Here is a 25,237-nt window from a genome sequence, read left to right on the forward strand (position 1 = left end):
CTAACCTCCTTTTAGATATAAAATATTAGCCTTTTTATCTTGTCTCAGTTGAAGAAGAAAAATTCCTGTAAATAATAGCAATGAGAGCAAAGGAATAGAAATCACAAACAAATTAAAGCCTAATATTACCGACAATAAAGTGCAAAAAATATAGCTACTAGATAAAATCGAAAAATAAACATGATGAATTTCAAAAAGTGACTTCCCTGCTAATCTCTCAATGAAATAAGTTTTGCGCCCTTGATAGAGGTAAAGAGTGTTCAGTAATACCATCAATAAAATGGAACTCACAAAACTAATCATCATCGCAAAAAATAATATAAATCTATCTGTCTCTACTTTTTGAATTCTATTTTCAAATGAATACATGCCATTTGAAAAACTACCAATACTAGCTGTTAACTTGTATTTAGAAATCAATTCTTTCACTACCTCGGGTTTATCAAAAATATAATGTGCCAAAGAAAATTGGCGAATTGTTCTATTTTCATAAGCAGAACCAAACACAGTAATAATTGGTTCATGAACAAAAGCATTTTGATTCACTAAGTAATTAGCCGAAGTAAAGATTGGGTAAACAAATAGATTTTCACCGCCTTGATAAGTGGCTATCTCAATTTTCTCATTAGGATCTTTCTTTTTTACAGGAGCATCGTCTGGAGCAAAGCCTTTTTGTTCATATCGCAACCAAGCCTTGTGTAATTCTGAAAAGTTTGATTCTTGATTCTTTGGTATTAAAACGAGACGATCAAAATCTCCCATCTGTTCAAAGAATGCTTGAGCTTCCATACTCAACTGAATGCCACTTGTTTCAATAAAACGTCGATTCACACGAATTTCATTTGATACCATATCTGGGGTAGGATAATAAGAATTAGCTGAAGAACTCTTTTGAAAAGCAATTCTATCTAAATTTGTATCTATATAAAGGAAATTTGTTTTTTGACTAAGTTCTGAATAAAAAGCTACTTCTGCTTCTCTGTCTTTATTTGACTCTCCAGTATATAATTCATTAGTAGCAAAATAATTAGAATGCTTACTCCATTCGTCTCGTCCTACTTGTAATGTTGACAATTGTTGATTTAAGTTAACAACACCATAAACGCTATACATCACGATTAAAAGAGATAGTAACTGCGTCAAAATAACCAAAATGAACACAAGATGCAAAGGTGCCTTACCTTTTATGGATAGATTAAGAGCTTGCTTTTGTAAAATATGGTAAAAAATATTTGATAAAAAGAAATTTAAAAAAAGTAAAAGAAATAACCAAGAAAGCAAAGGATAAAATACTAGACTTAAGGACAAAATGTTTACAGTTCTAGTAGAGAATAAGAATAAAACTGTCGCTAAATAAACTATACTTGCTATCAATATTAAGAAAATACTATCTTTGCTAATATTTCTTAAAGCAATTTGATATTTTCCTCTACCTGACAATCGTTCTATACTTACAGAACGCAGTTTGGCTATGTAGTCAGCTAGTGTCAGAGTCCCAAAAGCAATTATCAAAACCAATGTAAAAGTAATCGATTGAGGATAAGTCAAAAATACCTTTAACAAAGTCAAACCAGAACTTGATTGTTCAACAATTGCTTGATGTCCTTTTTGGTTTAAAGTTTGTGCTAGTTCCTGTGCACTTAAGTTTCCTCTTACAATCAAATATAAGGTGTCATCAGATGCATTTTGGATTAGGTTTTGATCTTGTTGTAATGGTAAATCTACAGGTAGTTCACCTCCAATTGGTATATAGGTATTTTCTGTCTTTCCCCTAACATTATCCTTTACAGAAACAATTCTCCGAGCTAAAACACTCTGTTTATCTTTTGCAATCTCTTCTAAATCCTTCTTAATGGTAGTAGTAGATTTCTCTACAGAAATCATCTTACTGTATCCACCCAACATTTCACTTTTATATTGGCTAATAAAGAAAAGGCTAACAAAAGCAATTAAAACAAAGGAAAAAGTTGCAAGGCTTCGTTTTAGTATGTTATACATAGACTACTCCTTTCATTAGCAAAAAAGGAGGAGAAGCCTCCTCCCTGTCTGTATTAAGAGTTAATAGCCTCCATTTGAGCTATAATAAAAAGTAGCAGGATCCCAAACATCCCAAATCCAAGCTTTTGACCAAACTCCAGATTCAGCATTAGCTGTATTAGTATCTCCATTATTTCTATTTTTTACTCTAGAACCATGATAATTATATGAATGATAATAATCTGAATACGCGTTAATACCAGTAGTATAACCATAGGACCATGTGCCGCCCTCTACATCAACAGTCTATGCTATACTAACAGTAGCTGTTACTGCTGAAAGTGCCAACGCACTAACTAATAAAACGTTTTTTAATTTTCTCATAGGATTTTCCTCCTTCCCCAGGATTAGCAAAGTAAAACTTTTTCTAAAAAGCAACTCTTCCTCCCTTCTTTATTATTAAAAAGCTTTACTTCTCCTATTTCATCATTATTATATCATGCTAGGAAAGCGTTGTCAACTATTTATATGCAATTTCTTTATATTAAAAAGACCGGATTGCTCCGATCTTTCAATAGTTCCTATTCTCAATTTCTGTTTTAAAAATAGCTAAGGTTATCTTCAAATGACTAAGCGCCTTATTTCATACGATAAAAATCAATCACTAGACCAGCAGGACCTTTTACAAGCAAGGATTCTGTTCCCCAATCGGTTACAGTTGGACCGTTTAAAACCTGGACACCAAGCTCGTTCAACCGTTTGTAGTTCTGATCTACATCCTCAACCTCGATATGAAGAATGATTCCTGACTGAAAATTTTCCAAAGGAACCAAATGATTTTGGGACAACATGAGACAGTGACTGCCAATCGTAAACTGAGCAAAACCTTGGTCAACATAGTCTGCCTGTTTATCCAAAATACGCTCCAAGTCCGCACAGACTTGGGGAACATCTGAAACGATAATATCTAATTGATTTAAATCCATTTACTATCCTCCATAAAAAGACCGGATTGCTCCGATCTTTTCAAGTTTCTCTCTATGAAAATTAAAGAATAAAATCTACAAGTTTTATATTTGATTTTCGGCGAGAGAAATTATTTAATTGCGCGTGATTGCAACCCTTCTTCTTCCAAGAAGAGACGGAATGGTACGAGTTCTTCTGCTTCGTATTTTTCCTTGAAGGCTTTGATTGCTTCTTCTGAGTGTTGTTTTGGATCCAACTCAAGTACTTCTACTGGAAGTGGACGGTGTGGAGTGATGCGAGCATCGATCACAACAGTTTTACCTTCTTTGTTCAATTTAACAGCTTCTGCAACAACTGCATCGATGTCTTCGATACGGTCAACTGTAAATCCTACAGCACCTTGTGCTTCAGCGATTTTCGCATAGTCAGCATTAGAGAAGTCACAACCAAACAAGTGTTTGTTTGTGTCTTCGTATTTGTCCTTGATGAAGGCATATTTACCATTTGAGAAGACAACGTTGATAACTGGAAGGTCGTATTGAACGTTTGTGATAACGTCTGGGTAGCACATGTTGAATGCACCGTCACCCATGATGTTCCATACTTGGCGATCTGGATTGTCTTTCTTAGCAGCGATACCACCAGGCAGGGCAATACCCATTGTCGCAAAGAGTGGAGATGTACGCCACATGTTCTTAGGTGTCATGTGAAGGTGACGAGTAGATGTTTGAGTAGTGTCACCTACGTCGATTGAGTAGATAGCGTCTTGATCAGCATGTTTGTTGATTGCATTGTAAACTTGATACAATTGCAATTCACCCTCAGTTTTACCTTCGAGTTTGTTCATGTAATCACGCCAGTTTTGGTTATTCTTAACGTTTGCACGCCACCATGGAGTAGATTCAACTGGATTCACTTTGTCAAGGATTGCTTTGGCTGCTTGACCTGCATCACCAAGGATTGAAGCGTCTAGGGCATGACGTTTACCAAGTTTGTAAGGGTCGATATCCACTTGGATGAATTTTTCAGTGTTCTTGAATGCTTCGTAAACTTCAGCAAATGGGAAGTTTGAACCAAGGAAAAGAACTGTGTCTGCTTCAAAGACCACTTCGTTGGCTGGTTTCCAACCAACACGGTAAGCAGAACCTGTCAATCCTTCATAGTTCCATTCGAAAGCTTCAAAGTTTTTACCAGTTGTGATGATTGGTGCTTTGATTTTACGTGACAATTCAGTAATCACTTCACCAGCTTTAACACCACCGTAACCAGCATAGATAACTGGACGTTCAGCATTGTTCAAGATTTCAACAGCTTTGTCGATTTCAACTTCGTTCAAAGCAGGAGCGATGAATGAGCGTTCGTATGAACCTGATCCATAGTATGAGTTTTCGTCGATTTCTTGGAAACCAAAGTTTACTGGGATTTCAACAACAGCTGGACCTTTTTTAGAAACTGCAGCACGGCAAGCTTCGTCGATTACTTTTGGCAATTGCTCAGCGTAAGCTACACGTTTGTTGTATACAGCGATGCCGTTGTACATTGGGTTTTGGTTCAATTCTTGGAAAGCATCCATGTTGAGTTCGTTAACTGGACGTGATCCAAGGATTGCTAGGAATGGAGTGTTATCCATAGCTGCATCGTAAACACCGTTAATCAAGTGAGTCGCACCTGGACCACCTGAACCAACTGCAACCCCGATTGAGCCACCGAATTTAGCTTGCATAACCGCTGCAAGAGCACCTGTTTCTTCGTGGCGAACTTGCAAGAAGCGGATATCTTTTTCTTCAGCCAAAGCGTCCATCAATGAGCTGAGTGTTCCTGATGGGATACCGTAGATTGTGTCTACGCCCCATGTTTTCAATACGTTAAGCATTGCTGCAGATGCAGTAATTTTCCCTTGAGTCATAGTGATAACTCTCCTTCAATTTTTTTAGACTTGGAGAATACGATTACATAGAATTGGAAACGTTCTCCAAACTTTTACTATTCCACTGTATCATATTTATGCTGACTTTTCTAAAAATCTGCTCAAAACTCTCTATTCTCTATTCTAATACAGTTTTGAAAATGCTGCCATTCCTGTTTTATAACAAAGAAATCTAGTCATTACTTTTAGTCTATTTTACTAAAGTTTAAGAGAAGGGAACTGGTCAGAACGGATACAGAACTAAAGGCCATGGCTAGACCAGCTAGTTCTGGATTGAGGACTAGTCCAACACCAGAAAAGACTCCTGCTGCAATCGGAATTCCGGCGACATTGTAGATAAAGGCCCAGAAAAGATTGAGCAGAATTCGATTAAAGGTTTTCTTACTCATGTCAAAGGCACGAACCACTCCTAGGAGGTTATTAGTTGTCAACACCAAATCTGCTGACTCGATGGCAATATCTGTTCCAGCTCCCATGGCAATCCCCACATCTGCTACACTAAGGGCAGGAGCGTCATTGATACCGTCCCCAACAAAGGCTACTTTACCAGCTGATTGTAGTTTATGAATTTCATGAGCTTTTTCTTCTGGTAAAACACCTGCAATGACCTCTTCGATTCCGATCTGATCCGCAATAGCACGCGCCACACCTACATTGTCTCCTGTCAGCATGACTGTTTTAAGACCTCGTTTTTTCAACTGACTGATGGCAAGCTTAGCATTTTCCTTAGGAATATCTTGCAAAGCAAGCAAGCCTTTGATTTCATTGTCCACAGCCAAGAAAACAACTGTCTTAGCTTCTTTTTCTAGCTCTTCTAGTTTTGCCTGATAAGTGCTAGAAATATCCATGCCATCCAGCATTTTAGCATTTCCAAGCAAAACTTTTTTTCCATTGATTTGCCCTGAAACACCTTTTCCGTGCAAGGCTTGGAAATTTTCCACAGTGTGAAGCTCAAGTCCAGTTTCAGTCGCTCGCTTGACAATGGCCTCAGCCAGTGGGTGTTGAGAAGCTTCTTCCAAGGAAGCTGCCAATCCGAGCACTTCTACTTCGTCGCCGATGATATCTGTGACCACAGGTTTCCCTTCCGTCAAAGTCCCGGTCTTATCAAAGACGATAGTTTGAACTTTCTGGATTTCCTGTAGAACCATTCCATTTTTGAGGAGAACTCCCATCTTGGCACTGCGTCCTGTCCCCACCATAAGAGCTGTCGGTGTTGCAAGTCCCAATGCACAAGGGCAGGCAATAATCAGAACTGCTACTCCATAGAGAAGCGAAGACACAAAGCTCGCTCCAAGCACGACTACACTATCCCTGAGCAAGACGAACCAAACCCAAAAGGTCACAATCCCTAAAATGACAACTGCTGGGACAAAAATCCCTGAAATTTTATCCGTCAAGTCCTGAATCGGCGCACGACTTGTCTGAGCTTTCTTCACAAAATCCACAATCTGAGCCAAAACAGTCTCTGAACCAACTTTTTCTGCTCTAAAAACAAGTGTTCCGCTATTATTGATAGTTGAGCCAATCACAGTATCTCCAACTGTCTTGTCCACAGGCAGACTCTCACCTGTCACCATAGACTCATCAATACTAGAGATACCTTCTACTACGACACCATCAACCGCAATCTTTTCACCGGGACGCACTCGAATCAGGTCACCTACCTTGACTTGCTCCAAAGGAACTTGAACATAGTTATCCTCACGCAAGACTTCTGCAGTTTTAGCCTGCAAGTCAAGTAATTTCTCCACAGCTTGGGAAGTATTTTTCCGCATTTTCTCCTCAAAAACGGCTCCCATAAGAACGAAGAAGAAGATAAATGCAGCACTTTCAAAGTAAACGGGGAGACCAGCGAAGAGGGCAACTAAGCTATAGAAATAGGCCACTAGGGTTCCCAGAGCAACCAAGGTATCCATGTTGGCATTGTGCTTTTTAAAACTAGCCCAAGCACTTTGGATATAAGGACCACCTGCTACTAGCATAATCGGTGTTGTAGCTAAAAAGGTGCCCCAACGCATGACTTGGTGACTAATTCCTCCTGTCGACATCCCAATCATGAGAATCACAAGAGGCACAGTAAAGATACTAGTAATCCAAAAACGCTGTAAAAGTGATAGAGATTTTCGAGTCTTCTCAACTACGGTATAACTCCCCTTTTGCATCTTCATGCCACAAGAAAATTCATGTTGGCCTAATTCTTGAGGTGTAAAACGAATGACTTTCTCCTCATCTAAGCCGATTGGTTCTAAGATGCCTTCTTCTTCAAACAGAATTTCCTTATAACAGTTTGAAGGTGTCACACGGTGAAAGGTGATCTCAGCAGGAACTCCTTTTTGCAGTTGAATGTGGGCTGGATGATAGCCTTTGTCTGCCGTGATACGGATTTTTTGAACACCATTTTCAAGACTTGCTTTTACAATTTCAGTCATATCATTCTCCTATTCTACAATCATCTTACCGTGCATCATATTCATGCCACAAGAGAAACCATACTCTCCAACCTGCTCAGGCGTGATTTCCACTACATACTCTTCACCCATAGGTAGGTCTGCATGTACACCAAAATCTGGAAAGACAATTTGGTCCAAACATGGTGAAGGATCCTTACGGTCAAAGACAATGCGAGCTGGCACTGATTTCTTGAGGATAATCAACTCAGGCGTATAGCCTCCCATGACCTCCACTCGAATCTCTTGGTAGCCCTTTTTTTGCTGGGCCTTTTGTCCAGATTTTTCAGGCTTTTTGAAAAACCAAAACAAGATAAACGCGATAAGGGCAATACAAACAATGGTTACAATACTATTTAACATGACGTCTCCTTTACATACAATTACATTTTACTTCTGTCACAGCGTTTGATTTCTTCTCAGAAATCACAGCTTCCAAGTCTTCCAAGTCGGCCTGAGTAAAATCACATTCAGCAATCAAATCAGCCAACAAGTTCTTAATCCTACGAGAACAAACCTTGTCCTTGATATCTTGGACAAGTAAATCCCGACTTTGGTCCAAAGTTAAAAGAGCTGAATAAACAAAGGACTTGCCTTCTTTTTTCCTTGTCAGACACTCTTTCTCAACCAAACGAGCCAAGAGAGTTTGAATGGTTGACTTGGACCAGTCGAACCGCTCCGCCAGAACCCTGATCAAATCCGTACTAGTCTGCTCTCCTTGCATCCAAATAATCTTCATCACTTGCCATTCCGCATCTGAAATCTGCATCATCACACCTCCAAAATCTACATTTGTCAATTACATCCCTTAGTATACTCCTAAAATCTACATTTGTCAATTATAAAATCAATCTTTTCTTTGAAAAATTGAATTTTAACCATATAATACAGGATTTTCAGTCAAATCTTACTATATAAACTATAAAAATATGCTATACTAAAGAAAAAAAGAAAACAACCACTAGGGGTGCGTAAAGCTGAGATTAACGACTGTTAGATCCCTCTGACTCAATCTAGGTAATGCTAGCTGATGGAAGTGGAAATGATAATGGGGACTAGCAGTCTTCTATTACCTTTCTAAAACAGACCAGCTTGTTCTTGAGAATACAAACTTCAGTTGGTTGGGAGGTTTTAGATGACTTATTTACCCGTTGCTTTGACCATTGCAGGGACTGACCCTAGTGGCGGTGCTGGCATTATGGCTGATTTAAAGTCATTCCAAGCGAGAGATGTCTATGGAATGGCCGTTGTGACTAGCCTTGTTGCTCAAAATACCAGAGGTGTTCAGCTAATCGAGCACGTTTCTCCTCAAATGTTGGAAGCCCAATTGGACAGTGTCTTTTCTGATATTCCACCTCAGGCTGTAAAAACTGGGATGTTGGCAACTACTGACATCATGGAAATCATCCAGCCCTATCTTAAAAAACTGGATTGTCCCTATGTTCTTGATCCTGTTATGGTTGCTACAAGTGGAGATGCCTTGATCGACTCAGGTGCTAGAGACTATCTCAAAACAAACTTACTACCTCTAGCAACGATTATTACGCCAAATCTTCCTGAGGCAGAAGAAATTGTTGGTTTTTCAATCCATGATCCAGAAGACATGCAGCGTGCCGGTCGCCTGATTTTAAAAGAATTTGGTCCTCAGTCTGTGGTTATCAAAGGTGGGCATCTCGAAGGCGGTGCCAAGGATTTCCTCTTTACCAAGGATGACCAATTTGTCTGGGAAAGCCCAAGAATTCAAACCTGTCACACCCATGGTACTGGATGTACCTTTGCTGCAGTGATTACGGCTGAACTAGCTAAGGGGAAAACCCTCTATCAAGCAGTCGATAAGGCCAAGGCCTTTATCACGAAAGCCATCCAAGATGCTCCTCAACTTGGTCATGGTTCTGGCCCAGTCAACCATACAAGCTTTAAAGATTAAAAAAACTCTCTAGTTCCCACTTTAAGGGAATTAGAGAGTTTTTATACTCTTCGAAAATCTCTTCAAACTACGTCAGCTTCCATCTGCAACCTCAAAACACTGTTTTGAGCTGACTTCGTCAGTCTTATCTAAAACCTCAAGCCAGGGCTTTGAGCAACCTGCGACTAGCTTCCTAGTTTGCTCTTTGATTTTCATCGAGTATTAGTTAGGAAATAATGTCATGCAACTTTGTTAAAAAGGCTTGGGTTTTTGCCTCAATATCTTCTGCCTGCATCAGATCGCGTACGACTGCTACTCCAGCTATACCCGTGCCCATAAGTTGGGCAATATTCTCTGAAGTCAAGCCTCCAATAGCAACTACTGGAATGGCAACCGTTTGGCAAATTGTTTTCAAGGTTGAAATCAGGGTGATAGGCGCATTTTCCTTGGTGGTGGTTGGGAAAATGGCTCCTGTCCCCAAGTAATCTGCACCTGATGTTTCTGCTTCCAGAGCTCTTTTTATTGTTTTAGCGGTGACACCGAGGATTTTTTCAGGTCCCAAGACTTGTCGGGCAACCGAAACGGGTAATTCATCATCTCCGATATGCAGACCTGCTGCATCAACCGCAAGACAAACATCCAACCGATCATCGATGATCAAGGGTACCTGATAAGCATCTGTTATTTCCTTGACTTGTTTTGCCAGTTGATAGTATTGATTGGTTGTGAGATTTTTTTCTCGCAATTGGACTATGGTAACCCCTGAACGGCAAGCCCTCTCAATCTTTGCAAGAAAGCTTTCCACGGAATCTTGGTAGCGATTGGTTACCAGATATAGTCTAAGTGCTTCTCTATTCATAAACCTCTCCTTTGATAGCATCTAGCCAGTTTTCATCTCTTTTGAGGAGTGAAAGTTGATTGAGTACTTGGTAACGAAATTCTTCCAATCCCATTCCTTGGACAACGATTCTCTCAGCGGAGATATTGAGATAAGAGACTGCTAAGCAAGAAGCTTCAAATGCAGTCTTTCCTTGGCTGAGAAAAACGGCTGTTAAGGCTCCAACCAAATCTCCTGTCCCTGTTATCCAGTCTAATTCTGCACAGCCATTTCCCAGTACAGCGACCTGATTCTTCGAAACGATGAGGTCCTTGGGGCCAGTAACTAAGAATGACATACCAGGATAAAGCTGACACCAGTCTTTCAAGACTTGAAGTAAATCCTCAGTTTCTTGATCTTTAGCACTCGCATCGACCCCAACGCCGTGGTATTTTAAGCCAACAAGACTTCGGATTTCCGACATGTTTCCTTTAAGGACCGTAGGACTGTAGTCTAAAAGGTCTTCAACTAAGCTCTTACGAATGGATGAAGCCGTTACGCCAACCGCATCTACTACCATTGGAAGAGAAACTTGAGCTGCATAAGAAGCTGCCATACGGATTGCTTTTTCCTTCTCAGCTGACAAATGCCCCAAATTGATGAAGAGAGCCTGACTTTGCTTAGTAAAATCAAGAACCTCACGGGGATCATCTGCCATGACAGGTTTGCATCCCAGAGCCAAAATCCCATTTGCCAGCATCTCACAAGAAATCTCATTGGTAATACAGTGAATGAGGGAACTAGAGCCTATCGGAAAAGGATTTGTCAATGCCTGCATCAGTCTATCCTTTCAGCAAAGAAATATCCCTGCACTTTTTTAAAGAATTCCTGCTTGATTAAAAATCGAAAGGCAATAAAGGAAATCGCTGTACCGATTAAGGTTGCTCCGAAAAATCGAGGAGTGTAGATAAACCAGCTAAGCTTAGCAGCTGATCCTGTAAAGAGTACCATAACAGGATAGGAAACAATAGAACCAATGATACCTGTTCCCAAAATCTCTCCTAGAGCAGAATAGTGAAATTTTCGACCATACTTATAAAAGAGACCTGCTAGAAGGGCTCCAAAAGTCGCTCCTGTGAGAGCTAAAGGCGGAATCCCTTGAGTCGTCATACGGATAAAAGCTGTCACTGTAGCCATAGCCAAGGCATAAACAGGTCCCATCATGATTCCTGCTAGAATATTGACTACACTGGACATCGGTGCCATTCCCTCAATCCGAAAGATAGGCGTAAGGACTACATCAAGGGCAATCATCATAGATAAAATGGTTAATTTGTGAACTTGTAGTTGGTGCTTTCTCATATTTCTATTCTTCTCCTGTTTCTAAAGACTGTAAATCACTCTTCCATGTCTGGTGTTGGTAGGCCATTTGCCAAAACTTAGCTTCCATATGAACACTGATGTGGAAGGCATCTAGCATTTTTTTCTTGTCTGTCTCGTCACTTTCTCGATAGAGTTGATTGACTAGCGCTTCTTCCTCTCGAATCTGTTGCTCCAACTCATCCGTAATATAAGTTTCAATCCATTGTTGGTAGAGAGGATTTGGTGATGGTTTAAGATTAAGTGATTTTCCTATATCATGGTATAACCAAGGACAAGGTAGCAAACTTGCAAAGGCAATGGCTAGATTTGCTTCTTCAAATTGACGATAAATGTGAGAAATGTAATGATAGCAGGTGGGAGCGATTGGATGTTGCTCCATTTCCTGATCGCTGATTTCCAATTCCTTGAAAAATTGTTGGCGGATAAACAACTCACCCTCCAGTAGACTCTGAGCATTTTGTTTCAAGAGTCTTTTCATCTCTTGGTTTGAAGTCTTATCAGCCAAAAGGTGATAGATTTCTGAGAAGGCCTTCAGATAGTAGGCATCCTGAATCAGGTAATAGCGGAAAATGGCAGGTTCTAAATTCCCCTCTTGTAATTGTAAAATAAAGGGATGATGAAAGGAAGCCTGCCAAGCTTCCTTGGATAATTCCATCGCAATATCTGTAAATTCCATAATAACTCCTTTATAAAAATAGACTGGTTTGAAGCAATAAAAAGAACAGCAGGTAGATGAATATTGTCCTTTTAGGAATATAAAAAGTCCGATAGCTATTCTCCACCTGTGCATGTTCGTCATATCCATGCGCTGACAGAGCTCTCAGGTAAAGATGGCGCCACCTAAAGACTGTCATCAGAACCTTACTGTAAATCAAGGGAGACCAAAAATGCAGTTCTTGACCACGTAATAGGCAAGCTTCTTTTAGGGACTTGATTTCTTGCTGAATGAGGGGGAAGGAATTGAATACCACAATTAAGGCATAAGCCCAAGACCGTGATAACCCCTTTTGGGCCAAGTACAAGAGAAGCTCTTTTAGGGAAATAGAGGAAACAAAGACAAGGCCGATACAAACTGTCACAAAGGCCCTAGTTCCAAGCATGACTGCCTGCGAAACATCTCCATGTAACTGAACTGCCCAGTAGTTGGCAAAGGATGGCAAAATGGCAAGCAGAATCATCCAAGCCAACATCTTAAATCGACGGTAATAGAGCATAAAGAGAATACAGAATGCGACTACCGAAAGATTCAGAGCAATCGAAGGAATGAAAGATGTTTCCAGCGATAAAATCAACAAGAAGAGACTGATAATTGGTGTCTGGGTTGCTACTTTGACCATACTATCTCACCTCCCCTTGGGTATTGCTACTCTGAGATGTGAGTGGTTTGGTAATTGTCACTTCTTTCACATGACTGAGCCCCTGACTAGTCATCTCAATCCAATAATCAACCACAGAGATCAAGGGATCTAAACGATGGCTAATGATCAGAAAACTTCTTCCTTGATTTCTTTCCTCCAGAATCCACTGACAAAAATAATGGCAGGCTCTATCATCCAAACCTGCAAAAGGTTCATCTAGCAAGATCACGGAAGCTTTACTGGTCAAGATAGTCAAGAGCTGAAGAATCTTTTGCTGGCCACCACTTAATTGATAGGGACTCTTATCGACTGCCTGCTCCAGATCAAAATACCGTAAAGCTTGGAAAATTCGTTGATTTCTTTCAGAATCAGGTCCATCTAATTGAAGTTCCTCTCGCAGACTGGCTCTGATAAACTGTTTCTCAGCTTCCTGAACAACACCCGTCAGGTCACGGTACAAACTCTTTTTCTTTTTCAGGACTGTCCCCTTCCAGATAATGCGCCCCTTATACTTTTGAAATTGAAGAATAGACCGAAAGAGGGTGGATTTCCCGACACCATTATCACCCAAGATACAAGAAATTCCTTGGTAGAATGTAAAATCTGCAATTGAAAAGAGGGAGCGCTTATTCAGCTCACAAGTTGTTTTGTCCATATGGAATAGTTCTGGGCTAGAAGCAGCTTCCTTTGAAGTAACCTGTATCATCTCAGAAATAGGGATTTGATTTATTTCCCTTAGTTTTCCGTCTCTTAGCTCCACCATATGGTCGATATAGGCTTCATAATCAGATAAATCATGGTCGCACAAAATAACTGTCTTCCCATCAGAGACCAACTCTTTTAGAATCTCCAATATCTCTATCCTGCTCTTGCGGTCAATGGAAGCGAAGGGCTCATCCAAGAGATAGACCCTAGGATTCATAGCAAAGAGAACAGCCAAAGCAGCCTTTTGCTTTTCCCCACCTGATAAGTGATGAATTGGACGGTGCAAGATGTCCTTGCAACGACATTGCTGGACCACCTCTGCTATTTTAGAATCAATTTCCTGAAGGTGATAGCCGATATTTTCCATGGTAAAAACCAACTCCTCAAACAAGCTCTCCATGGTAAATTGATGATTGGGATTTTGAAAGAGAATACCAACCGTCTGGACACGTTCGATGATAGAAAGCTGACTGACTTCGCTCCCATCTATCAGGACTTGACCGCTATAGGGAAGAGAACTAACTTGGGCAATAACTTGAAAAAGGCTCGATTTTCCTGAACCACTGCTCCCAACTAACAAGGTAAAGGCTTGCTCATGAAAAGTAAAATCAATCGGTTCCGAAAAAATTGGGGACTGAATCTCCCGTAATTCCAGACCCATCTATGCCTTGCCCCCAGCTGCAAACTGATAATAGAGTTTGACAATGGCACGAACCAAGATAGTACAGAAGAAATAAACAGAAATAAAACGTACCACAAGCAAGGAAAGGACAAACGGAAGGGAAAAGGCGTAGTAACCTAACTTAATGTATTCATAGACAAAGCTAACAAGCGTAATCCCAATACTATTAGCAGTTAGAGAGAGCCAACTCTCATAGCGATTTCTAGTTACGATAAAACCAAGTTCACTTCCCAAACCTTGAACCAAGCCGGACAAAAGGGCACCTAGACCGAATTGGCTACCATAAAGGACTTCAGCAAGCGCAGCTAGCACTTCTCCAATCGTTGCACTTCCGACTCTCGGAACAAAGATGGCAGCAATGGGCGCAGCCATACACCAGAGTCCAAAGAGGATTTCATTGGCAAAAGCCTGTAAACCAAGAGGTGTTAAGAGTAGGCTGAGAATATTATACACATATCCTGAACCAACGAAAACCCCACCAAAAAAGATAGACAAGAAAGCAAGCAAGATAACATCTTTTAACTGCCATTTTTTCAACATAAAAAACTCCTTTTTTTAAAGAAAAGTGGGGCACTCAAGGTGAGCTACCAAAAGGCTTTATATCACCTTCATCCAGTTTCGTAAAAGAAAAAACTCTAATTACAGATAGGAATTAGAGTTTAGCTTACAAGATTAGACCGTTCTTTTCGACATACGAAAAAAACATTTCACATTTCCCTTCGCCAGTATTAACTGTATCAGGTTCAATGGGTATCATCTCAGCCTAAAGCACCCCAAATGTCTTTATTATTTAATTATGTGATTATTATAACACACATTTTATACTAGTTCAAGAAATTGAACCGGAAATACAGCCTTGCACTCACAAAGATAGCAGATCTTTCTTGGGTTAGATCTATATCTATTGTTCACTCATTTCCCGAACAGTTTTTTCTATATTTTTTGCATACGATATTGCTGAAATGATTGAAACACCATCCATATTGGTCTTTATAATGTCTTTAATATGTTGCGTCTGTATCCCACCAATTGCAACTAAGGGCATTTGTGGTAGCAGTTTTCTCATCAATTTAAGACCTTCATAACCTATAGCACCTCCAGCATCATCTTTTGACTGGGTATCAAATACAGGACCAACACCAACATAATCTACATATTCAACTTTTGATTGTTGAAATTCTTCCTTGTTTTTTATAGAAAGACCAATTATTTTATCTGGCATCAATTTTCTAATTTCATCAACTCCAAGGTCATCTTGTCCTACATGTACGCCATCAGCGTCAATTTCCATCGCCAAATCAATATCATCATTAACAATAAACGGAACATTGTATTTTTTACAAAGATCCTGTAGTTTAATTGCTAATTTAACTTTTTCTTTACCTTCCAGGGCTCCCTCACCTTTTTCACGGAATTGAAATAAGGTTATACCACCTTTTAAGGCTTCCTCAACGACTGTATATAGATCTTTTCCTTGGCAAGTAGTCGTTCCACAAATAAAATATAGTTTTAGTAATTCTTTATGAAACATCTTACTTCACTCTTTTGAATTTCTTTACATCTTCATCTGAAATCTCGTATAAGGCATTCATAAATTCAACTTTAAATGTTCCAGGAAGATGTCCATTTGGACGTTTTTCTGCCATTTCTCCAGCGATATTGTAAACCAACATTGCTGTTTCTAATGATTTCAATTCTTGACCTTTTTCTAGTCCGATAAAGCTTGCTACCACTGCCCCTAATAAACATCCTGTCCCAATGACTTTTGGCATCATGGCACTACCATTATGAATCGTTACCACTTCTCCATTTACCGCAATGGCATCCACTTCACCTGTTACTACTATTGGAACATTGAACTTTTCATTTGCTGCTAGAGCAATTTCGTCAATATTATCTACGCCCGCACTATCTACTCCTTTAGACGCCACATTTATACCTACTAAAGAAGCAATCTCGCCAGCATTTCCTCTAATCGCTGCTAGTTTATAATTGTTGATTAGATCATCTGCTACTTTTTTTCTATATTCTCCTGCTCCACAAGCTACTGGATCTAATACTGCTGGGACATTATATTTCTCTGCAATTTTCAGAGCAGCTTGGTATAATTTCCAATTATCATCCGTTAAAGTCCCAATGTTAATCAATAATCCTCCAGCATATTTTAATAGATCTTCTAAGTCTGCTGGGTACTCGCTCATAGCTGGTGAGGCACCCAGTGCTACTAATCCATTTGCTGTGAAATTTTTTACTACATCATTGGTTATGCAAATGACTAATGGTGCTTTTTCTTTTAATAATTTTAAACTTGTCATATTGAAATTCTTCCTTTTCACTTTATACGATATACTGATTTCGATTTATCTCTATCTTTTGTTAAGAAATTTTTTTCATTTACATTGAATGATGTACCTCATCAAATTTGTAACTATCCTAAACTTTCTCTAGGCGTCATAACCAATATCAAAAAAGGCTAATTCTAAAGCGACCGCTTGATTCCAGCGTTGCTGAAGTTCTGTCAAATCTTCTCGACCTTTCCCAACACGATTGAGTTCGTCAACCAGAAATTGAACCCACTCTGCAAAGAAAGAACCTCTGTGTAGATTGATCCATTCCGAATGAATATAGCCTTCAGATATAGGCAGATCTTTAGAACCCCAGTCTAAATAGAGACCCTCTGCAATGACCAGCATGACCAAAAGATGAGCATAGTCTGATGATGACACAGCAGAATACATAAGCTCCTGAAAGGCTTTTGTTACAGGGTGCAAGCTCACTTCCAGATAGTCATTCTCAGATACTTTTAACTCTTTGAAAGCCTTTTGGAAATAACCATCTTCATCTGCTTCAAGAAAGCCTAGTTGCTTGGCAAAACGAAGCTTGGATTCAAGCTGGTCTGCGTGGGCTACGCAGGCACCCAGCATGGATAAGAAGGCATCAAAGAAGTGATAATCTTGAATCAGGTAGTCCTTTAAGACCTTATTCTCAATTGTCCCCGCAAAAAGTTCCTTGACAAAACGATGATTGATTGCAGCCTGCCAATCATTCTGACTACTTTTTAATAATTCTCCAACAGTCAAACCTGGCTGAAATGCATAAATCTGTGTTTCCATATTTATTTTTCCTCTCTTTACTCCTTAGTAATCAATAAAATACCAAGCAAAATCCTAGTTTCACTTGACCCTTTTAAAGAAAATCTAGGGCATTTGCAGAGAGCTACCTAAACAAGCCTATCCAGTTTTATATAAACAAAAAAACTCCAATTACAATCAAGAATTAGAGTTGACTTACAAGATTAGACCGTTCATTTCACCATACGAAAAAAACTGTTCACATTTCCCTTCGCCAGTCTTAACTGTATCAGGTTCAATGGGTATCATCTCAGCCTAAAGCACCCCAAATGTCTTTATTATTTAATTACTGCATCAGTATAGCAAAAAATGAAAGCCCTAGCAAGATATTTGACCGAAAAATATCTTTATATAGTTTTTGATAGCGATTTATTCTTCCAATACACGAAGAAAAACCTCCACATTCAGTGGAGGCAATCTCTTTTATCAATACAATTTTAAGTCACGAGGATCAACTGGGAAGGTTGGGTTGTATGGGTTATGACGAAGTTTAAAGTGTTTAACATCTTCAATCGTTTGAGTTCCAGACAATTGCATAACTGTCTTCAATTCTGCATTCAAGTGTTCAAAGACTTGACGCACACCAACACTACCGCCGAGGGCCAAGCCATAGATAACCGGGCGACCAATAGCTACCAAGTCTGCACCTGAAGCCAAGGCTTTAAAGACGTGTTGACCACGACGAACACCAGAGTCAAAGACGATTGGTACGCGTTTATCAACCGCTTCTGCCACTTCTTGAAGCGAGTCAAAGGCAGCTGGTCCACCGTCGATTTGACGACCACCGTGGTTGGTTACCCAGATACCAGAAGCTCCTGCAGCAAGCGAACGTTCAACGTCCTCACGGCATTGTGGTCCCTTGACATACACAGGAAGACCAGAGTATTCAGCGATAAATTCTACATCGCGTGGAGACAAGCGTTGTTTAGCTGATTTGTAAACAAAGTCCATTGATTTACCAGCACCTTCTGGCAGGTATTCTTCAACAATCGGCATGCCAACTGGGAAGACAAAACCATTACGCTTATCCACTTCACGATTACCCCCTACAGTAGCATCTGCCGTCAAGACAATCGCTTTATAACCTTCAGCCTTCACACGATCCATGATGTGGCGGTTAATTCCATCATCTTTACTAAAGTAAAATTGGAACCAATGAGGTGTCCCTTGAAGGGCTTCCGTAATTTCTGGAAGGTCGACAGTAGAGTAAGAGCTGGTTGTATAAAGAGAACCAAACTCATGCACACCACGCGCAGTCGCCACTTCACCTTGTTCGTTTGCCAATTTATGAGCCGCAACAGGCGCCATAATGATTGGTGAAGATAGTTTTTCACCTGCAAATTCAATCTCTGTACTTGGATTTTCTACATTGCAAAGCGTATGCGGAACGATGAGTTTGTGGTTAAAGGCACGGATATTCTCACGTAAAGTGAAAGTATCTTCCGCCCCACTAGCGATATAGCCAAAGGCTGCTTTAGGGATCACTTGTTGCGCCATGGGCTCCAAATCATAGGTATTGATGAAATCTACATGACCTTCTGCATTGCTTGTTTTGTATGACATAAACTGTCCTCCTTGATTAAGTAAGCGTTTGCTTTTTACTATACAACTATAATAACTCTTTTTTCAATCATTTTCAAGAGTTTTGCTTAAAAACCATCTTATTTTTCATACAATATACTATCCCTACTTTCCTTAAACTCTAAACTTTAGTCTATATTAAGTGAATCGTTAATATTTTTTGCTGCCAGACATTTGAACTACTTTTTTATTTGCTGATTCTATCTACTAATGCTATAAAAAACAAGTGAATAAGACACCAGAGCATCCTCTAATAGGGCCTATGGACTTATATCAGTTCCATATATACTGTTTAATCAAGATACTATCCTAGTTGACGCTAACTTCCTATCCCACTTATTAATTTTTTATTTATAGTGAATCTGAACAAATCAATTGGAGAATCCAAGTCAATTTCTAGTACTTTTTGAAAAGTTTCAGCGTACTATCGTAAAATGAAATAAAACATGCGCAAATTGATTAGGGAATTTAAACCAATTTCTAACAATGTCTTAGAAATCAAAGTGTACTATTTCAACTTCAATACACTATACTTCATTTTCTCCTTAAATTCAGTCTCTTTTTTCATCAAAAAATCCTCTGGCAAGTACCAGAGGATAAGAGCTTATTTCATTGTTGGGAAAAGCAATACGTCACGGATAGTGGTTGTATCAGTGAGGAGCATGCAGAGACGGTCGATACCGATTCCCAAACCACCTGTTGGTGGCATACCATATTCAAGGGCTTCAATGTAGTCATAGTCGATGCCAGTCGCTTCATCATCACCAAGTTCTTTGGCTTTAGCTTGGGCTTCAAAGCGGCTAAGTTGGTCGATTGGATCGTTCAACTCAGTAAAGGCATTACCGTACTCCTTAGTCATGATGAAGAGTTCGAAACGGTCAGTAAAGCGTTCGTCTTCAGGATTTTTCTTCGCGAGTGGAGATACAGCTACTGGATGTCCATAGACAAAGGTTGGTTGGATCAAAGTTTCTTCAACAAACTCTTCAAAGAAGGCATTGATAATGTGACCAACTTCAGTGTAGTGTTTCTCAACTGGAACTTTCTTCTCAGCAGCGATAGCTTTGGCTTCCTCGAAAGTCATGTCTTGCCAGAAATCCACACCAGTAATTTCTTTGATAGCATCCACCATGTGAACACGTTTAAATGGTTCGTTAATTTTGATTTCAGTACCTTGGTAGTTGACTGGGTCATCGCCTTTGACAGCTTTAGCAGCATGTTGGATAATGCCTTCCGTCAAGTCCATGATGTCTTGGAAGTCAGCATAAGCTTGGTAGACTTCGATAGAAGTAAATTCAGGGTTATGAGTAGCGTCCATTCCTTCATTACGGAAGATACGGCCAATTTCATAGACACGTTCCATACCACCAACGATAAGGCGTTTCAAGTGAAGCTCAGTCGCGATACGAAGCACCATGTCAATGTTTTGGGCATTGTGGTGAGTGATAAATGGACGGGCAGAAGCACCACCGGCTTCGTTATGAAGAACAGGTGTCTCCACTTCAAGGAAACCTTTTTGGTCAAGGTAACGACGGATTTCAGAGATGATTTTTGAACGAGTGATAAAACGCTCAAAGCTTTCACGATTCGAAATCAAGTCAAGGTAACGTTTACGGTAAATTGTTTCAACGTCTGTCAAACCATGGAATTTCTCAGGAAGAGGACGAAGAGCCTTAGACAAGTGTGTGATGTGGGTTGCCTTGATAGAGAGTTCTCCCATATCTGTACGCATCACTTCACCTTCGACACCAAGGAAGTCACCAAGGTCTGCTTTTTTGAAGATTTCGTAGTTTTCTTCACCGACAGCATCCTTACGTACGTAGATTTGGATTTGACCTTCGCGGTCTTGAAGGTGGGCAAAACCTACTTTACCTTTACCACGTTTAGTTACCAAGCGTCCTGCGATAGTAGCTGTTTCGTTTTTATCATGTAATTGTTCTTTATCGAGGTCGGCATATTTATCTTTTAATTCTTGTGAATTTGCAGTGCGTTCAAAGCGTTTTCCGAAAGGATCGATTCCTTGTTCACGGAGCGCAGCCATTTTTTCACGGCGAACGATCTGCTGGTCATTTAGTTCTTCCATATGTTCTGTTGACATGGGATCCTCCTAGTTTTACTCAAAATTGAATACGATGAGTCTTTTTTGCGATACTCCCATTTTATCATAAATAAGCAAGAAATTCACGGATAATCTTTAAAAACTACAAAGAACTTGACGCCAAAATCACTGAAAAAACTGGGATAAGCAAGAAATTTCAACATCTCAGAAAAGGGATCTGACCATGTTTATGGATTATACTTTAACCCTTGTAACTTTCATGACGTGTGCTACTTTTTATATAAGAGCAAGCCAAGCAAATCTAAAACTGAAACAATTGACGTAAAAAACATTAACAACTTGAATCTTGTCATTCATATACCTGATATGACAGAATAGTATAATTTTTAACCTTTTAGTCTTTTGATTTTTTTACACCTCTTGCCAATTTTCTTGGTCTTCTTTAAAGCGTTTTAGAAGATCGAGTCCTTCTGGTGTGATATAGCCTTCTTCTTGGGCTAGATGGATAAGCTCGCTATAGTTTGAAAGTGTTACCAATTTCACACCAGCATCCGCAAAGTTCTTATCTGCTTTTGGCAATTGGTAACTGAAAATCGCCACAACACCAAGAACGTCAGCTCCTTCGCGTTTAGCAGCTGCAACAGCTTCAAGAACAGAACCACCTGTTGAAATAAGATCTTCAACCACTACCATTTTTTGACCCTGAGCTACGCGGCCTTCAATTTGATTACCAGCTCCATGATCTTTTGGCTTGCTACGGATGTAGGCAAATGGCAGATTCATCTTGTCAGCAATAATAGCTCCGTGTGGAATCCCTGCTGTTGCAGTTCCTGCAATCACTTCAACCTCAGGAAAAGCTTCTTTGATAGCTTCCACAAAGCCATTTTCAATGAGCGTACGAGTTTCTGGATAGGCTAGTGTCACACGGTTATCCGTGTAAATAGGCGACTTGATACCAGATGCCCAAGTGAAAGGCTCCTCTGGTTTGAGGTAAACGGCTTGGATTTTCAAGAGGTGGCTAGCAATATCTTTAGCAAGTGTCATGGTCTTCTCCTTTTGTTTTTCTAATCTATTCTTTAATTCTAGTCTTGGTTCCATTCATCCTTGATAGCATGATAAGCTGCAACAGGATCCTCAGCTTGAGTAATGGGACGTCCCACTACGATATAGTCACTACCGATTCGATAGGCATCTGCTGGCGTCATCACGCGTTTTTGGTCTCCAACAGCAGCTCCCTGAGGACGAATGCCCGGTGTCAGACAGATAAAATCTGGATTGGTAGCCTGCTTGATGACTTGCACTTCCTGAGCCGAGCAAACGACACCATCCAAACCCGCTTCAGCTGTCTTCTTGGCATAGTGGATCACTGACTCCTGCAGACTGGTTTGAATATTTTGAAACTCCTGCATCTGGACTTCTGACGTTGAGGTCAGCTGAGTCACTGCAATCAACTTCGCTTGACTTCCAAGACCTTCACGCGCAGCCTTCATCATCTCTACACCACCAGCTGCATGAACATTGGTCATATCCACACCAAGCTGAGACAAGACCTTCATGGCTGACTTGACTGTATTGGGAATGTCATGAAGTTTAAGGTCAAGAAAGACGCTATGTCCCAAGTTTTTAAAATAGGAAATAATCTCAGGCCCCGTTGCGTAATAAAGCTCCATCCCTACCTTTAGATAAAGGCTTTCTTCTGCTGGAAAAAGAGCTAAAAATTCCTTGACTGCCTCAAAACTAGGAAAATCAAGAGCAATGACTGGACGATATTCTCGCATAGGTTTCTCCTTTTACCTTTGCTAGTGAGAGAGTCTGGGCAACAGAAGCCACGAAAAAAGGAACCTGCCAACAGCAAGGTTCCACGAAAAACGGGTAGTCTCCACCCTTTCACCGTCTAACCTTAGCTGCCTCTCTGGACTGCTTTAAAGGTTTTTTACTATTCTATTATTTCTACTAGCACTTGTCAAGTAAAAATATGGTCACTAAAGAACTATGAGAGAAAAGATCAAGCCTAGCGGCGCGATGAGCGCTGGGTCGTTTGGTTTCGATTATTCTGTTCCTCTTGTTTTTTCTGTTCTTCTTCTAAACGTTTACGATCTTCTTCCTGTTTTTTCTCGGCTTCCTTAGCCTCTTGTTTGGCTTTTTCCTCAGCTTCCATAATCAATTTATCCGCCACAGTGTAACTGTAAATTCCAGCTTCCATATCGACCACACTCGGTTCTGACAATTGAGGCTTAATCTTACTGTAATAAGGCAATTTCTTACTCATTTCAGAAAGGGGAACCAAGACTTCGTCCGAATCATTCATAGTCAATCGAATTAAATCGGAAGTCACCTTGCTTGGGGCTAATTCCACCTTTTGGATAGCAGCCTTGAGTTCTGGGCTAATTTGAGCAAGTTCTGAGACAAAAGCCTTGATTTGTTCACTATCATTAAAGAGAACTGATAAATAAGTTTCTGGTAGACTGACCAAACTCACAGCACTGGTCTCAAGCTGACCACTGGAAAGAATAGGATAATGGTTTTCACCAGAAATATAGTAGGCTACAATATCATATTCCTTAACCTTGATAGTAAACTTGGTTGGAAATTGATAGACAAGCTGAGCTGATTCAACCCAATAGTTAGACTTGATCTGCTTTTCATATTTTGCCTTGTCTAGCAGAAGGTTAATCGTATAATCCGAATCCTGAATGCCTGAAGCCTGTCGGATATCATCAGCCGTAGTGTGCATCGTTCCCTCAACACGAATCTCCTTCATGGTCGCATAAGGACTGAGTAAGTAGGCAGAGACAATCAATAAAAGCAGACTTGGAAATAAAATCGTTAAGGCTCGTAAGATATGGAAACCAGGAATCTTTGCTTTGGCTGGTTTTTCCTTTGTAGCCTTTTTAGCAAGCTTTTTATCCTGTTCCTCGTCCTCTTTAGACGTTGATTCTTCTATCTCTTCTTCCTCTTTGTCAGCCTCTGGGGATTCTACTTTTTCCTCAGACTCTTCCTTAGCTGATTTTGAGTCTTTTGGATCAGATTCACTCTCTTGGTCCTCAGTTGCATCTGACTTTTCAGATTTTGAAGCCATTCGAGCTTGTCTTTCCTTTTCTTTCTCCTCAGCTAGGGCTGCCTCTTCTTCAGCCTTCTTTTTTAGATATTCTTGGTTCCGTTTCTGCCATTCTGATAACTCTTTAAATTCTTCGAGGATTTCTTTGCCCTCATTTTTCTTATCTTTTGACATTTACTTTCCTTATGATAAATCTTTTTTCAACAATTGATAAAAATCTGCTAGAGATTTCAATTCCTTAGAAGCCTTCATCTTAGCTTGGTAATCTTCCTTGTGACTTAGTAAGTGAGAAAGCTTCTCTTCCAAACTGTCCAAGGTCAAATCACTTTCTTGAAGCTCTTCTGCATAGCCTTTTTTTACAAAGTAGGCTGCATTTTCAATCTGGTCACCACGACTAGCTTCACGACCAAGTGGCACAATAACATGCAATTTTGCCATGGCCAAGAGCTCAAAAATCGTATTGGCACCACCTCGTGTCACAACAATATCAGCCAATTCCATCAAGGGTTGATAGAGATTGGTCACATAGTCAACACGAAAAAGATTTTGGCTCAATTCGTTCAGGCTAGAGTCCCCAGTTAGATTGATAATATTATAGCGCTCGGCTAACTCTTTTTTATGGTCTGTCACCAATTGGTTAAAGACACGAGCGCCTGCAGAACCACCGACAAACAATACAGTTGGCAATTTAGGATTAAAGTGGGTTTGAATATCCACCAATTCATCTGGTTCTGGATTTTTTTGGTCTGAAACCTTGGTAACTGCTCCCACATGCTCGACCTTAGACAAACTTGAAGCTTGTTCGAAGGTTGAATACATCTTCGTCGCAAATTTATAGGCGATTTTATTGGCCAAGCCCATAGACAGGTCAGATTCGTGAATAAAGACAGGCACTCCTGACACACGTGCTGCGATAACAGGCGACACAGAGACAAAGCCCCCCTTTGAAAAAAGGGCCTGTGGACGAACTCGTAACATGATAAAGAGCGATTGGACAATTCCCCAACCAACTTTGAAGACATCCAGCATATTTTGCCAAGAGAAATAACGACGCAATTTTCCAGTCGCAATGGAGTGGAAGGTGACATCCAAACCTGACTTGAGGATTTCTTGGTGTTCAATCCCACGCTTGTCCCCAATATAGTGAACTTCCCAGCCATCTTCGATGAACTTAGGCATTAACAAAAGGTTGAGGGTAACGTGTCCAACCGTCCCCCCACCTGTAAAGACAATTTTTTTCATA

At 40.1% G+C, this 25,237-nt stretch carries 24 protein-coding genes, 1 pseudogene and 3 riboswitches; of the genes and pseudogenes, 1 reads left to right on the forward strand and 24 read right to left on the reverse strand.

Going from position 1 to position 25,237, the window contains the following annotated elements:
• The 7 genes and pseudogenes from HWX15_RS02100 to HWX15_RS02130 all read right to left on the reverse strand — a co-directional run bounded on the left by HWX15_RS02100 (position 1) and on the right by HWX15_RS02130 (position 8,086).
• Positions 1-1,998: a DUF1430 domain-containing protein gene (locus HWX15_RS02100; RefSeq protein WP_175880124.1), complete on the reverse strand. Its 1,998-nt coding sequence runs from the start codon at positions 1,996-1,998 to the stop codon at positions 1-3.
• 60 nt (positions 1,999-2,058) lie between these two features.
• A pseudogene (locus HWX15_RS10220) lies at positions 2,059-2,262 on the reverse strand (lactococcin 972 family bacteriocin); the annotation flags it as partial.
• A 353-nt stretch (positions 2,263-2,615) separates the two neighbouring features.
• Positions 2,616-2,963 carry a VOC family protein gene (locus HWX15_RS02110; RefSeq protein ID WP_175880125.1) on the reverse strand — a complete coding sequence of 116 codons (348 nt, stop codon included), beginning with the start codon at positions 2,961-2,963 and terminating at the stop codon, positions 2,616-2,618.
• A 110-nt stretch (positions 2,964-3,073) separates the two neighbouring features.
• Complete coding sequence (spxB, locus tag HWX15_RS02115; RefSeq protein ID WP_112443465.1) at positions 3,074-4,849, reverse strand: pyruvate oxidase; 1,776 nt, start codon at positions 4,847-4,849, stop codon at positions 3,074-3,076.
• 206 nt (positions 4,850-5,055) lie between these two features.
• Positions 5,056-7,299: a heavy metal translocating P-type ATPase gene (locus tag HWX15_RS02120; RefSeq protein WP_175880126.1), complete on the reverse strand. Its 2,244-nt coding sequence runs from the start codon at positions 7,297-7,299 to the stop codon at positions 5,056-5,058.
• 9 nt (positions 7,300-7,308) lie between these two features.
• Positions 7,309-7,680 carry a cupredoxin domain-containing protein gene (locus HWX15_RS02125; RefSeq protein ID WP_175880127.1) on the reverse strand — a complete coding sequence of 124 codons (372 nt, stop codon included), beginning with the start codon at positions 7,678-7,680 and terminating at the stop codon, positions 7,309-7,311.
• A gap of 10 nt (positions 7,681-7,690) precedes the next feature.
• On the reverse strand, positions 7,691-8,086 hold the full coding sequence (locus HWX15_RS02130) for a CopY/TcrY family copper transport repressor (protein ID WP_061439242.1): 396 nt from the start codon (positions 8,084-8,086) through the stop codon (positions 7,691-7,693).
• Positions 8,087-8,270: 184 nt separating this feature from the next.
• A riboswitch (TPP riboswitch) is annotated at positions 8,271-8,369 on the forward strand.
• An 83-nt stretch (positions 8,370-8,452) separates the two neighbouring features.
• Between HWX15_RS02130 and thiD the strand changes: the two genes are divergently transcribed.
• Positions 8,453-9,244 carry a bifunctional hydroxymethylpyrimidine kinase/phosphomethylpyrimidine kinase gene (gene thiD / locus HWX15_RS02135; RefSeq protein ID WP_175880128.1) on the forward strand — a complete coding sequence of 264 codons (792 nt, stop codon included), beginning with the start codon at positions 8,453-8,455 and terminating at the stop codon, positions 9,242-9,244.
• 72 nt (positions 9,245-9,316) lie between these two features.
• Here thiD and HWX15_RS10140 read toward each other — a convergent pair whose 3' ends face one another.
• The 17 genes from HWX15_RS10140 to HWX15_RS02215 form a co-directional block, all read right to left on the reverse strand.
• Positions 9,317-9,439 carry a hypothetical protein gene (locus tag HWX15_RS10140; protein WP_303048040.1) on the reverse strand — a complete coding sequence of 41 codons (123 nt, stop codon included), beginning with the start codon at positions 9,437-9,439 and terminating at the stop codon, positions 9,317-9,319.
• 10 nt (positions 9,440-9,449) lie between these two features.
• Positions 9,450-10,082 carry a thiamine phosphate synthase gene (gene thiE / locus HWX15_RS02140; protein WP_175880129.1) on the reverse strand — a complete coding sequence of 211 codons (633 nt, stop codon included), beginning with the start codon at positions 10,080-10,082 and terminating at the stop codon, positions 9,450-9,452.
• Entirely contained in the window at positions 10,075-10,878 is an 804-nt protein-coding gene (thiM, locus tag HWX15_RS02145) for a hydroxyethylthiazole kinase (protein WP_175880130.1), read from the reverse strand. The genes thiE (HWX15_RS02140) and thiM (HWX15_RS02145) overlap by 8 nt, the downstream gene beginning before the upstream one ends.
• Positions 10,878-11,402 (reverse strand): energy coupling factor transporter S component ThiW, encoded by a 525-nt coding sequence (thiW, locus tag HWX15_RS02150; RefSeq protein WP_001225549.1) that lies wholly within the window; start codon positions 11,400-11,402, stop codon positions 10,878-10,880. Before thiW ends, thiM (HWX15_RS02145) begins: the two co-directional genes overlap by 1 nt.
• A 4-nt stretch (positions 11,403-11,406) precedes the next feature.
• On the reverse strand, positions 11,407-12,099 hold the full coding sequence (gene tenA / locus HWX15_RS02155; RefSeq protein WP_175880131.1) for a thiaminase II: 693 nt from the start codon (positions 12,097-12,099) through the stop codon (positions 11,407-11,409).
• Between the two features lie 10 nt (positions 12,100-12,109).
• Entirely contained in the window at positions 12,110-12,760 is a 651-nt protein-coding gene (locus HWX15_RS02160) for an energy-coupling factor transporter transmembrane component T (RefSeq protein ID WP_175880132.1), read from the reverse strand.
• Between the two features lies 1 nt (position 12,761).
• A complete protein-coding gene (locus HWX15_RS02165) occupies positions 12,762-14,147 on the reverse strand; it encodes an ATP-binding cassette domain-containing protein (RefSeq protein WP_175880133.1) in 1,386 nt (461 codons plus the stop codon).
• On the reverse strand, positions 14,148-14,708 hold the full coding sequence (locus HWX15_RS02170) for an ECF transporter S component (protein ID WP_175880134.1): 561 nt from the start codon (positions 14,706-14,708) through the stop codon (positions 14,148-14,150).
• Positions 14,709-14,865: 157 nt separating this feature from the next.
• Positions 14,866-14,954: riboswitch (TPP riboswitch) on the reverse strand.
• Positions 14,955-15,069: 115 nt separating this feature from the next.
• Positions 15,070-15,699 carry a thiamine phosphate synthase gene (gene thiE, locus HWX15_RS02175; protein WP_175880135.1) on the reverse strand — a complete coding sequence of 210 codons (630 nt, stop codon included), beginning with the start codon at positions 15,697-15,699 and terminating at the stop codon, positions 15,070-15,072.
• A 1-nt stretch (position 15,700) separates the two neighbouring features.
• On the reverse strand, positions 15,701-16,483 hold the full coding sequence (gene thiM, locus HWX15_RS02180; protein ID WP_175880136.1) for a hydroxyethylthiazole kinase: 783 nt from the start codon (positions 16,481-16,483) through the stop codon (positions 15,701-15,703).
• Between the two features lie 129 nt (positions 16,484-16,612).
• Positions 16,613-17,281, reverse strand: a complete 669-nt coding sequence (locus HWX15_RS02185; RefSeq protein WP_175880137.1) for a TenA family protein — start codon at positions 17,279-17,281, stop codon at positions 16,613-16,615.
• Between the two features lie 207 nt (positions 17,282-17,488).
• Positions 17,489-17,577, reverse strand: a riboswitch (TPP riboswitch).
• Between the two features lie 148 nt (positions 17,578-17,725).
• Complete coding sequence (gene lctO / locus HWX15_RS02190; RefSeq protein WP_049524544.1) at positions 17,726-18,862, reverse strand: L-lactate oxidase; 1,137 nt, start codon at positions 18,860-18,862, stop codon at positions 17,726-17,728.
• 622 nt (positions 18,863-19,484) lie between these two features.
• Positions 19,485-20,975 (reverse strand): lysine--tRNA ligase, encoded by a 1,491-nt coding sequence (gene lysS, locus HWX15_RS02195; protein ID WP_175880138.1) that lies wholly within the window; start codon positions 20,973-20,975, stop codon positions 19,485-19,487.
• 372 nt (positions 20,976-21,347) lie between these two features.
• Positions 21,348-21,980, reverse strand: coding sequence for an orotate phosphoribosyltransferase (pyrE, locus tag HWX15_RS02200; RefSeq protein WP_172925641.1), 633 nt, complete (start codon positions 21,978-21,980; stop codon positions 21,348-21,350).
• Positions 21,981-22,018: 38 nt separating this feature from the next.
• Complete coding sequence (pyrF, locus tag HWX15_RS02205; protein ID WP_175880139.1) at positions 22,019-22,714, reverse strand: orotidine-5'-phosphate decarboxylase; 696 nt, start codon at positions 22,712-22,714, stop codon at positions 22,019-22,021.
• Positions 22,715-22,947: 233 nt separating this feature from the next.
• A complete protein-coding gene (locus HWX15_RS02210; protein WP_175880140.1) occupies positions 22,948-24,168 on the reverse strand; it encodes a cell division protein FtsQ/DivIB in 1,221 nt (406 codons plus the stop codon).
• Between the two features lie 9 nt (positions 24,169-24,177).
• Complete coding sequence (locus HWX15_RS02215) at positions 24,178-25,236, reverse strand: UDP-N-acetylglucosamine--N-acetylmuramyl-(pentapeptide) pyrophosphoryl-undecaprenol N-acetylglucosamine transferase (RefSeq protein WP_175880141.1); 1,059 nt, start codon at positions 25,234-25,236, stop codon at positions 24,178-24,180.
• Between the last annotated feature and the right edge of the window lies 1 nt (position 25,237).

This window comes from Streptococcus thalassemiae, from assembly GCF_903645285.1.
Lineage (GTDB): Bacteria > Bacillota > Bacilli > Lactobacillales > Streptococcaceae > Streptococcus > Streptococcus thalassemiae.

Excerpts from the sequence above, each read along its gene's own strand:
- pyrF (WP_175880139.1), bottom strand. The coding sequence starts at position 22,714 with ATGCGAGAATATCGTCCAGTCATTGCTCTTGATTTTCCTAGTTTTGAG.
- thiE (WP_175880129.1), bottom strand. The coding sequence starts at position 10,082 with ATGAATAGAGAAGCACTTAGACTATATCTGGTAACCAATCGCTACCAA.
- HWX15_RS02125 (WP_175880127.1), bottom strand. The coding sequence starts at position 7,680 with ATGTTAAATAGTATTGTAACCATTGTTTGTATTGCCCTTATCGCGTTT.
- thiM (WP_175880136.1), bottom strand. The coding sequence starts at position 16,483 with ATGACAAGTTTAAAATTATTAAAAGAAAAAGCACCATTAGTCATTTGC.
- pyrE (WP_172925641.1), bottom strand. The coding sequence starts at position 21,980 with ATGACACTTGCTAAAGATATTGCTAGCCACCTCTTGAAAATCCAAGCC.
- HWX15_RS10140 (WP_303048040.1), bottom strand. The coding sequence starts at position 9,439 with ATGAAAATCAAAGAGCAAACTAGGAAGCTAGTCGCAGGTTGCTCAAAG.
- HWX15_RS02160 (WP_175880132.1), bottom strand. The coding sequence starts at position 12,760 with ATGGTCAAAGTAGCAACCCAGACACCAATTATCAGTCTCTTCTTGTTG.
- tenA (WP_175880131.1), bottom strand. The coding sequence starts at position 12,099 with ATGGAATTTACAGATATTGCGATGGAATTATCCAAGGAAGCTTGGCAG.
- thiW (WP_001225549.1), bottom strand. The coding sequence starts at position 11,402 with ATGAGAAAGCACCAACTACAAGTTCACAAATTAACCATTTTATCTATG.
- HWX15_RS02100 (WP_175880124.1), bottom strand. The coding sequence starts at position 1,998 with ATGTATAACATACTAAAACGAAGCCTTGCAACTTTTTCCTTTGTTTTA.
- HWX15_RS02110 (WP_175880125.1), bottom strand. The coding sequence starts at position 2,963 with ATGGATTTAAATCAATTAGATATTATCGTTTCAGATGTTCCCCAAGTC.
- lysS (WP_175880138.1), bottom strand. The coding sequence starts at position 20,975 with ATGTCAACAGAACATATGGAAGAACTAAATGACCAGCAGATCGTTCGC.
- HWX15_RS02130 (WP_061439242.1), bottom strand. The coding sequence starts at position 8,086 with ATGCAGATTTCAGATGCGGAATGGCAAGTGATGAAGATTATTTGGATG.
- HWX15_RS02215 (WP_175880141.1), bottom strand. The coding sequence starts at position 25,236 with ATGAAAAAAATTGTCTTTACAGGTGGGGGGACGGTTGGACACGTTACC.
- HWX15_RS02120 (WP_175880126.1), bottom strand. The coding sequence starts at position 7,299 with ATGACTGAAATTGTAAAAGCAAGTCTTGAAAATGGTGTTCAAAAAATC.
- HWX15_RS02170 (WP_175880134.1), bottom strand. The coding sequence starts at position 14,708 with ATGTTGAAAAAATGGCAGTTAAAAGATGTTATCTTGCTTGCTTTCTTG.
- thiD (WP_175880128.1), top strand. The coding sequence starts at position 8,453 with ATGACTTATTTACCCGTTGCTTTGACCATTGCAGGGACTGACCCTAGT.
- spxB (WP_112443465.1), bottom strand. The coding sequence starts at position 4,849 with ATGACTCAAGGGAAAATTACTGCATCTGCAGCAATGCTTAACGTATTG.
- thiM (WP_175880130.1), bottom strand. The coding sequence starts at position 10,878 with ATGCAGGCATTGACAAATCCTTTTCCGATAGGCTCTAGTTCCCTCATT.
- thiE (WP_175880135.1), bottom strand. The coding sequence starts at position 15,699 with ATGTTTCATAAAGAATTACTAAAACTATATTTTATTTGTGGAACGACT.
- HWX15_RS02185 (WP_175880137.1), bottom strand. The coding sequence starts at position 17,281 with ATGGAAACACAGATTTATGCATTTCAGCCAGGTTTGACTGTTGGAGAA.
- lctO (WP_049524544.1), bottom strand. The coding sequence starts at position 18,862 with ATGTCATACAAAACAAGCAATGCAGAAGGTCATGTAGATTTCATCAAT.
- HWX15_RS02165 (WP_175880133.1), bottom strand. The coding sequence starts at position 14,147 with ATGGGTCTGGAATTACGGGAGATTCAGTCCCCAATTTTTTCGGAACCG.
- HWX15_RS02210 (WP_175880140.1), bottom strand. The coding sequence starts at position 24,168 with ATGTCAAAAGATAAGAAAAATGAGGGCAAAGAAATCCTCGAAGAATTT.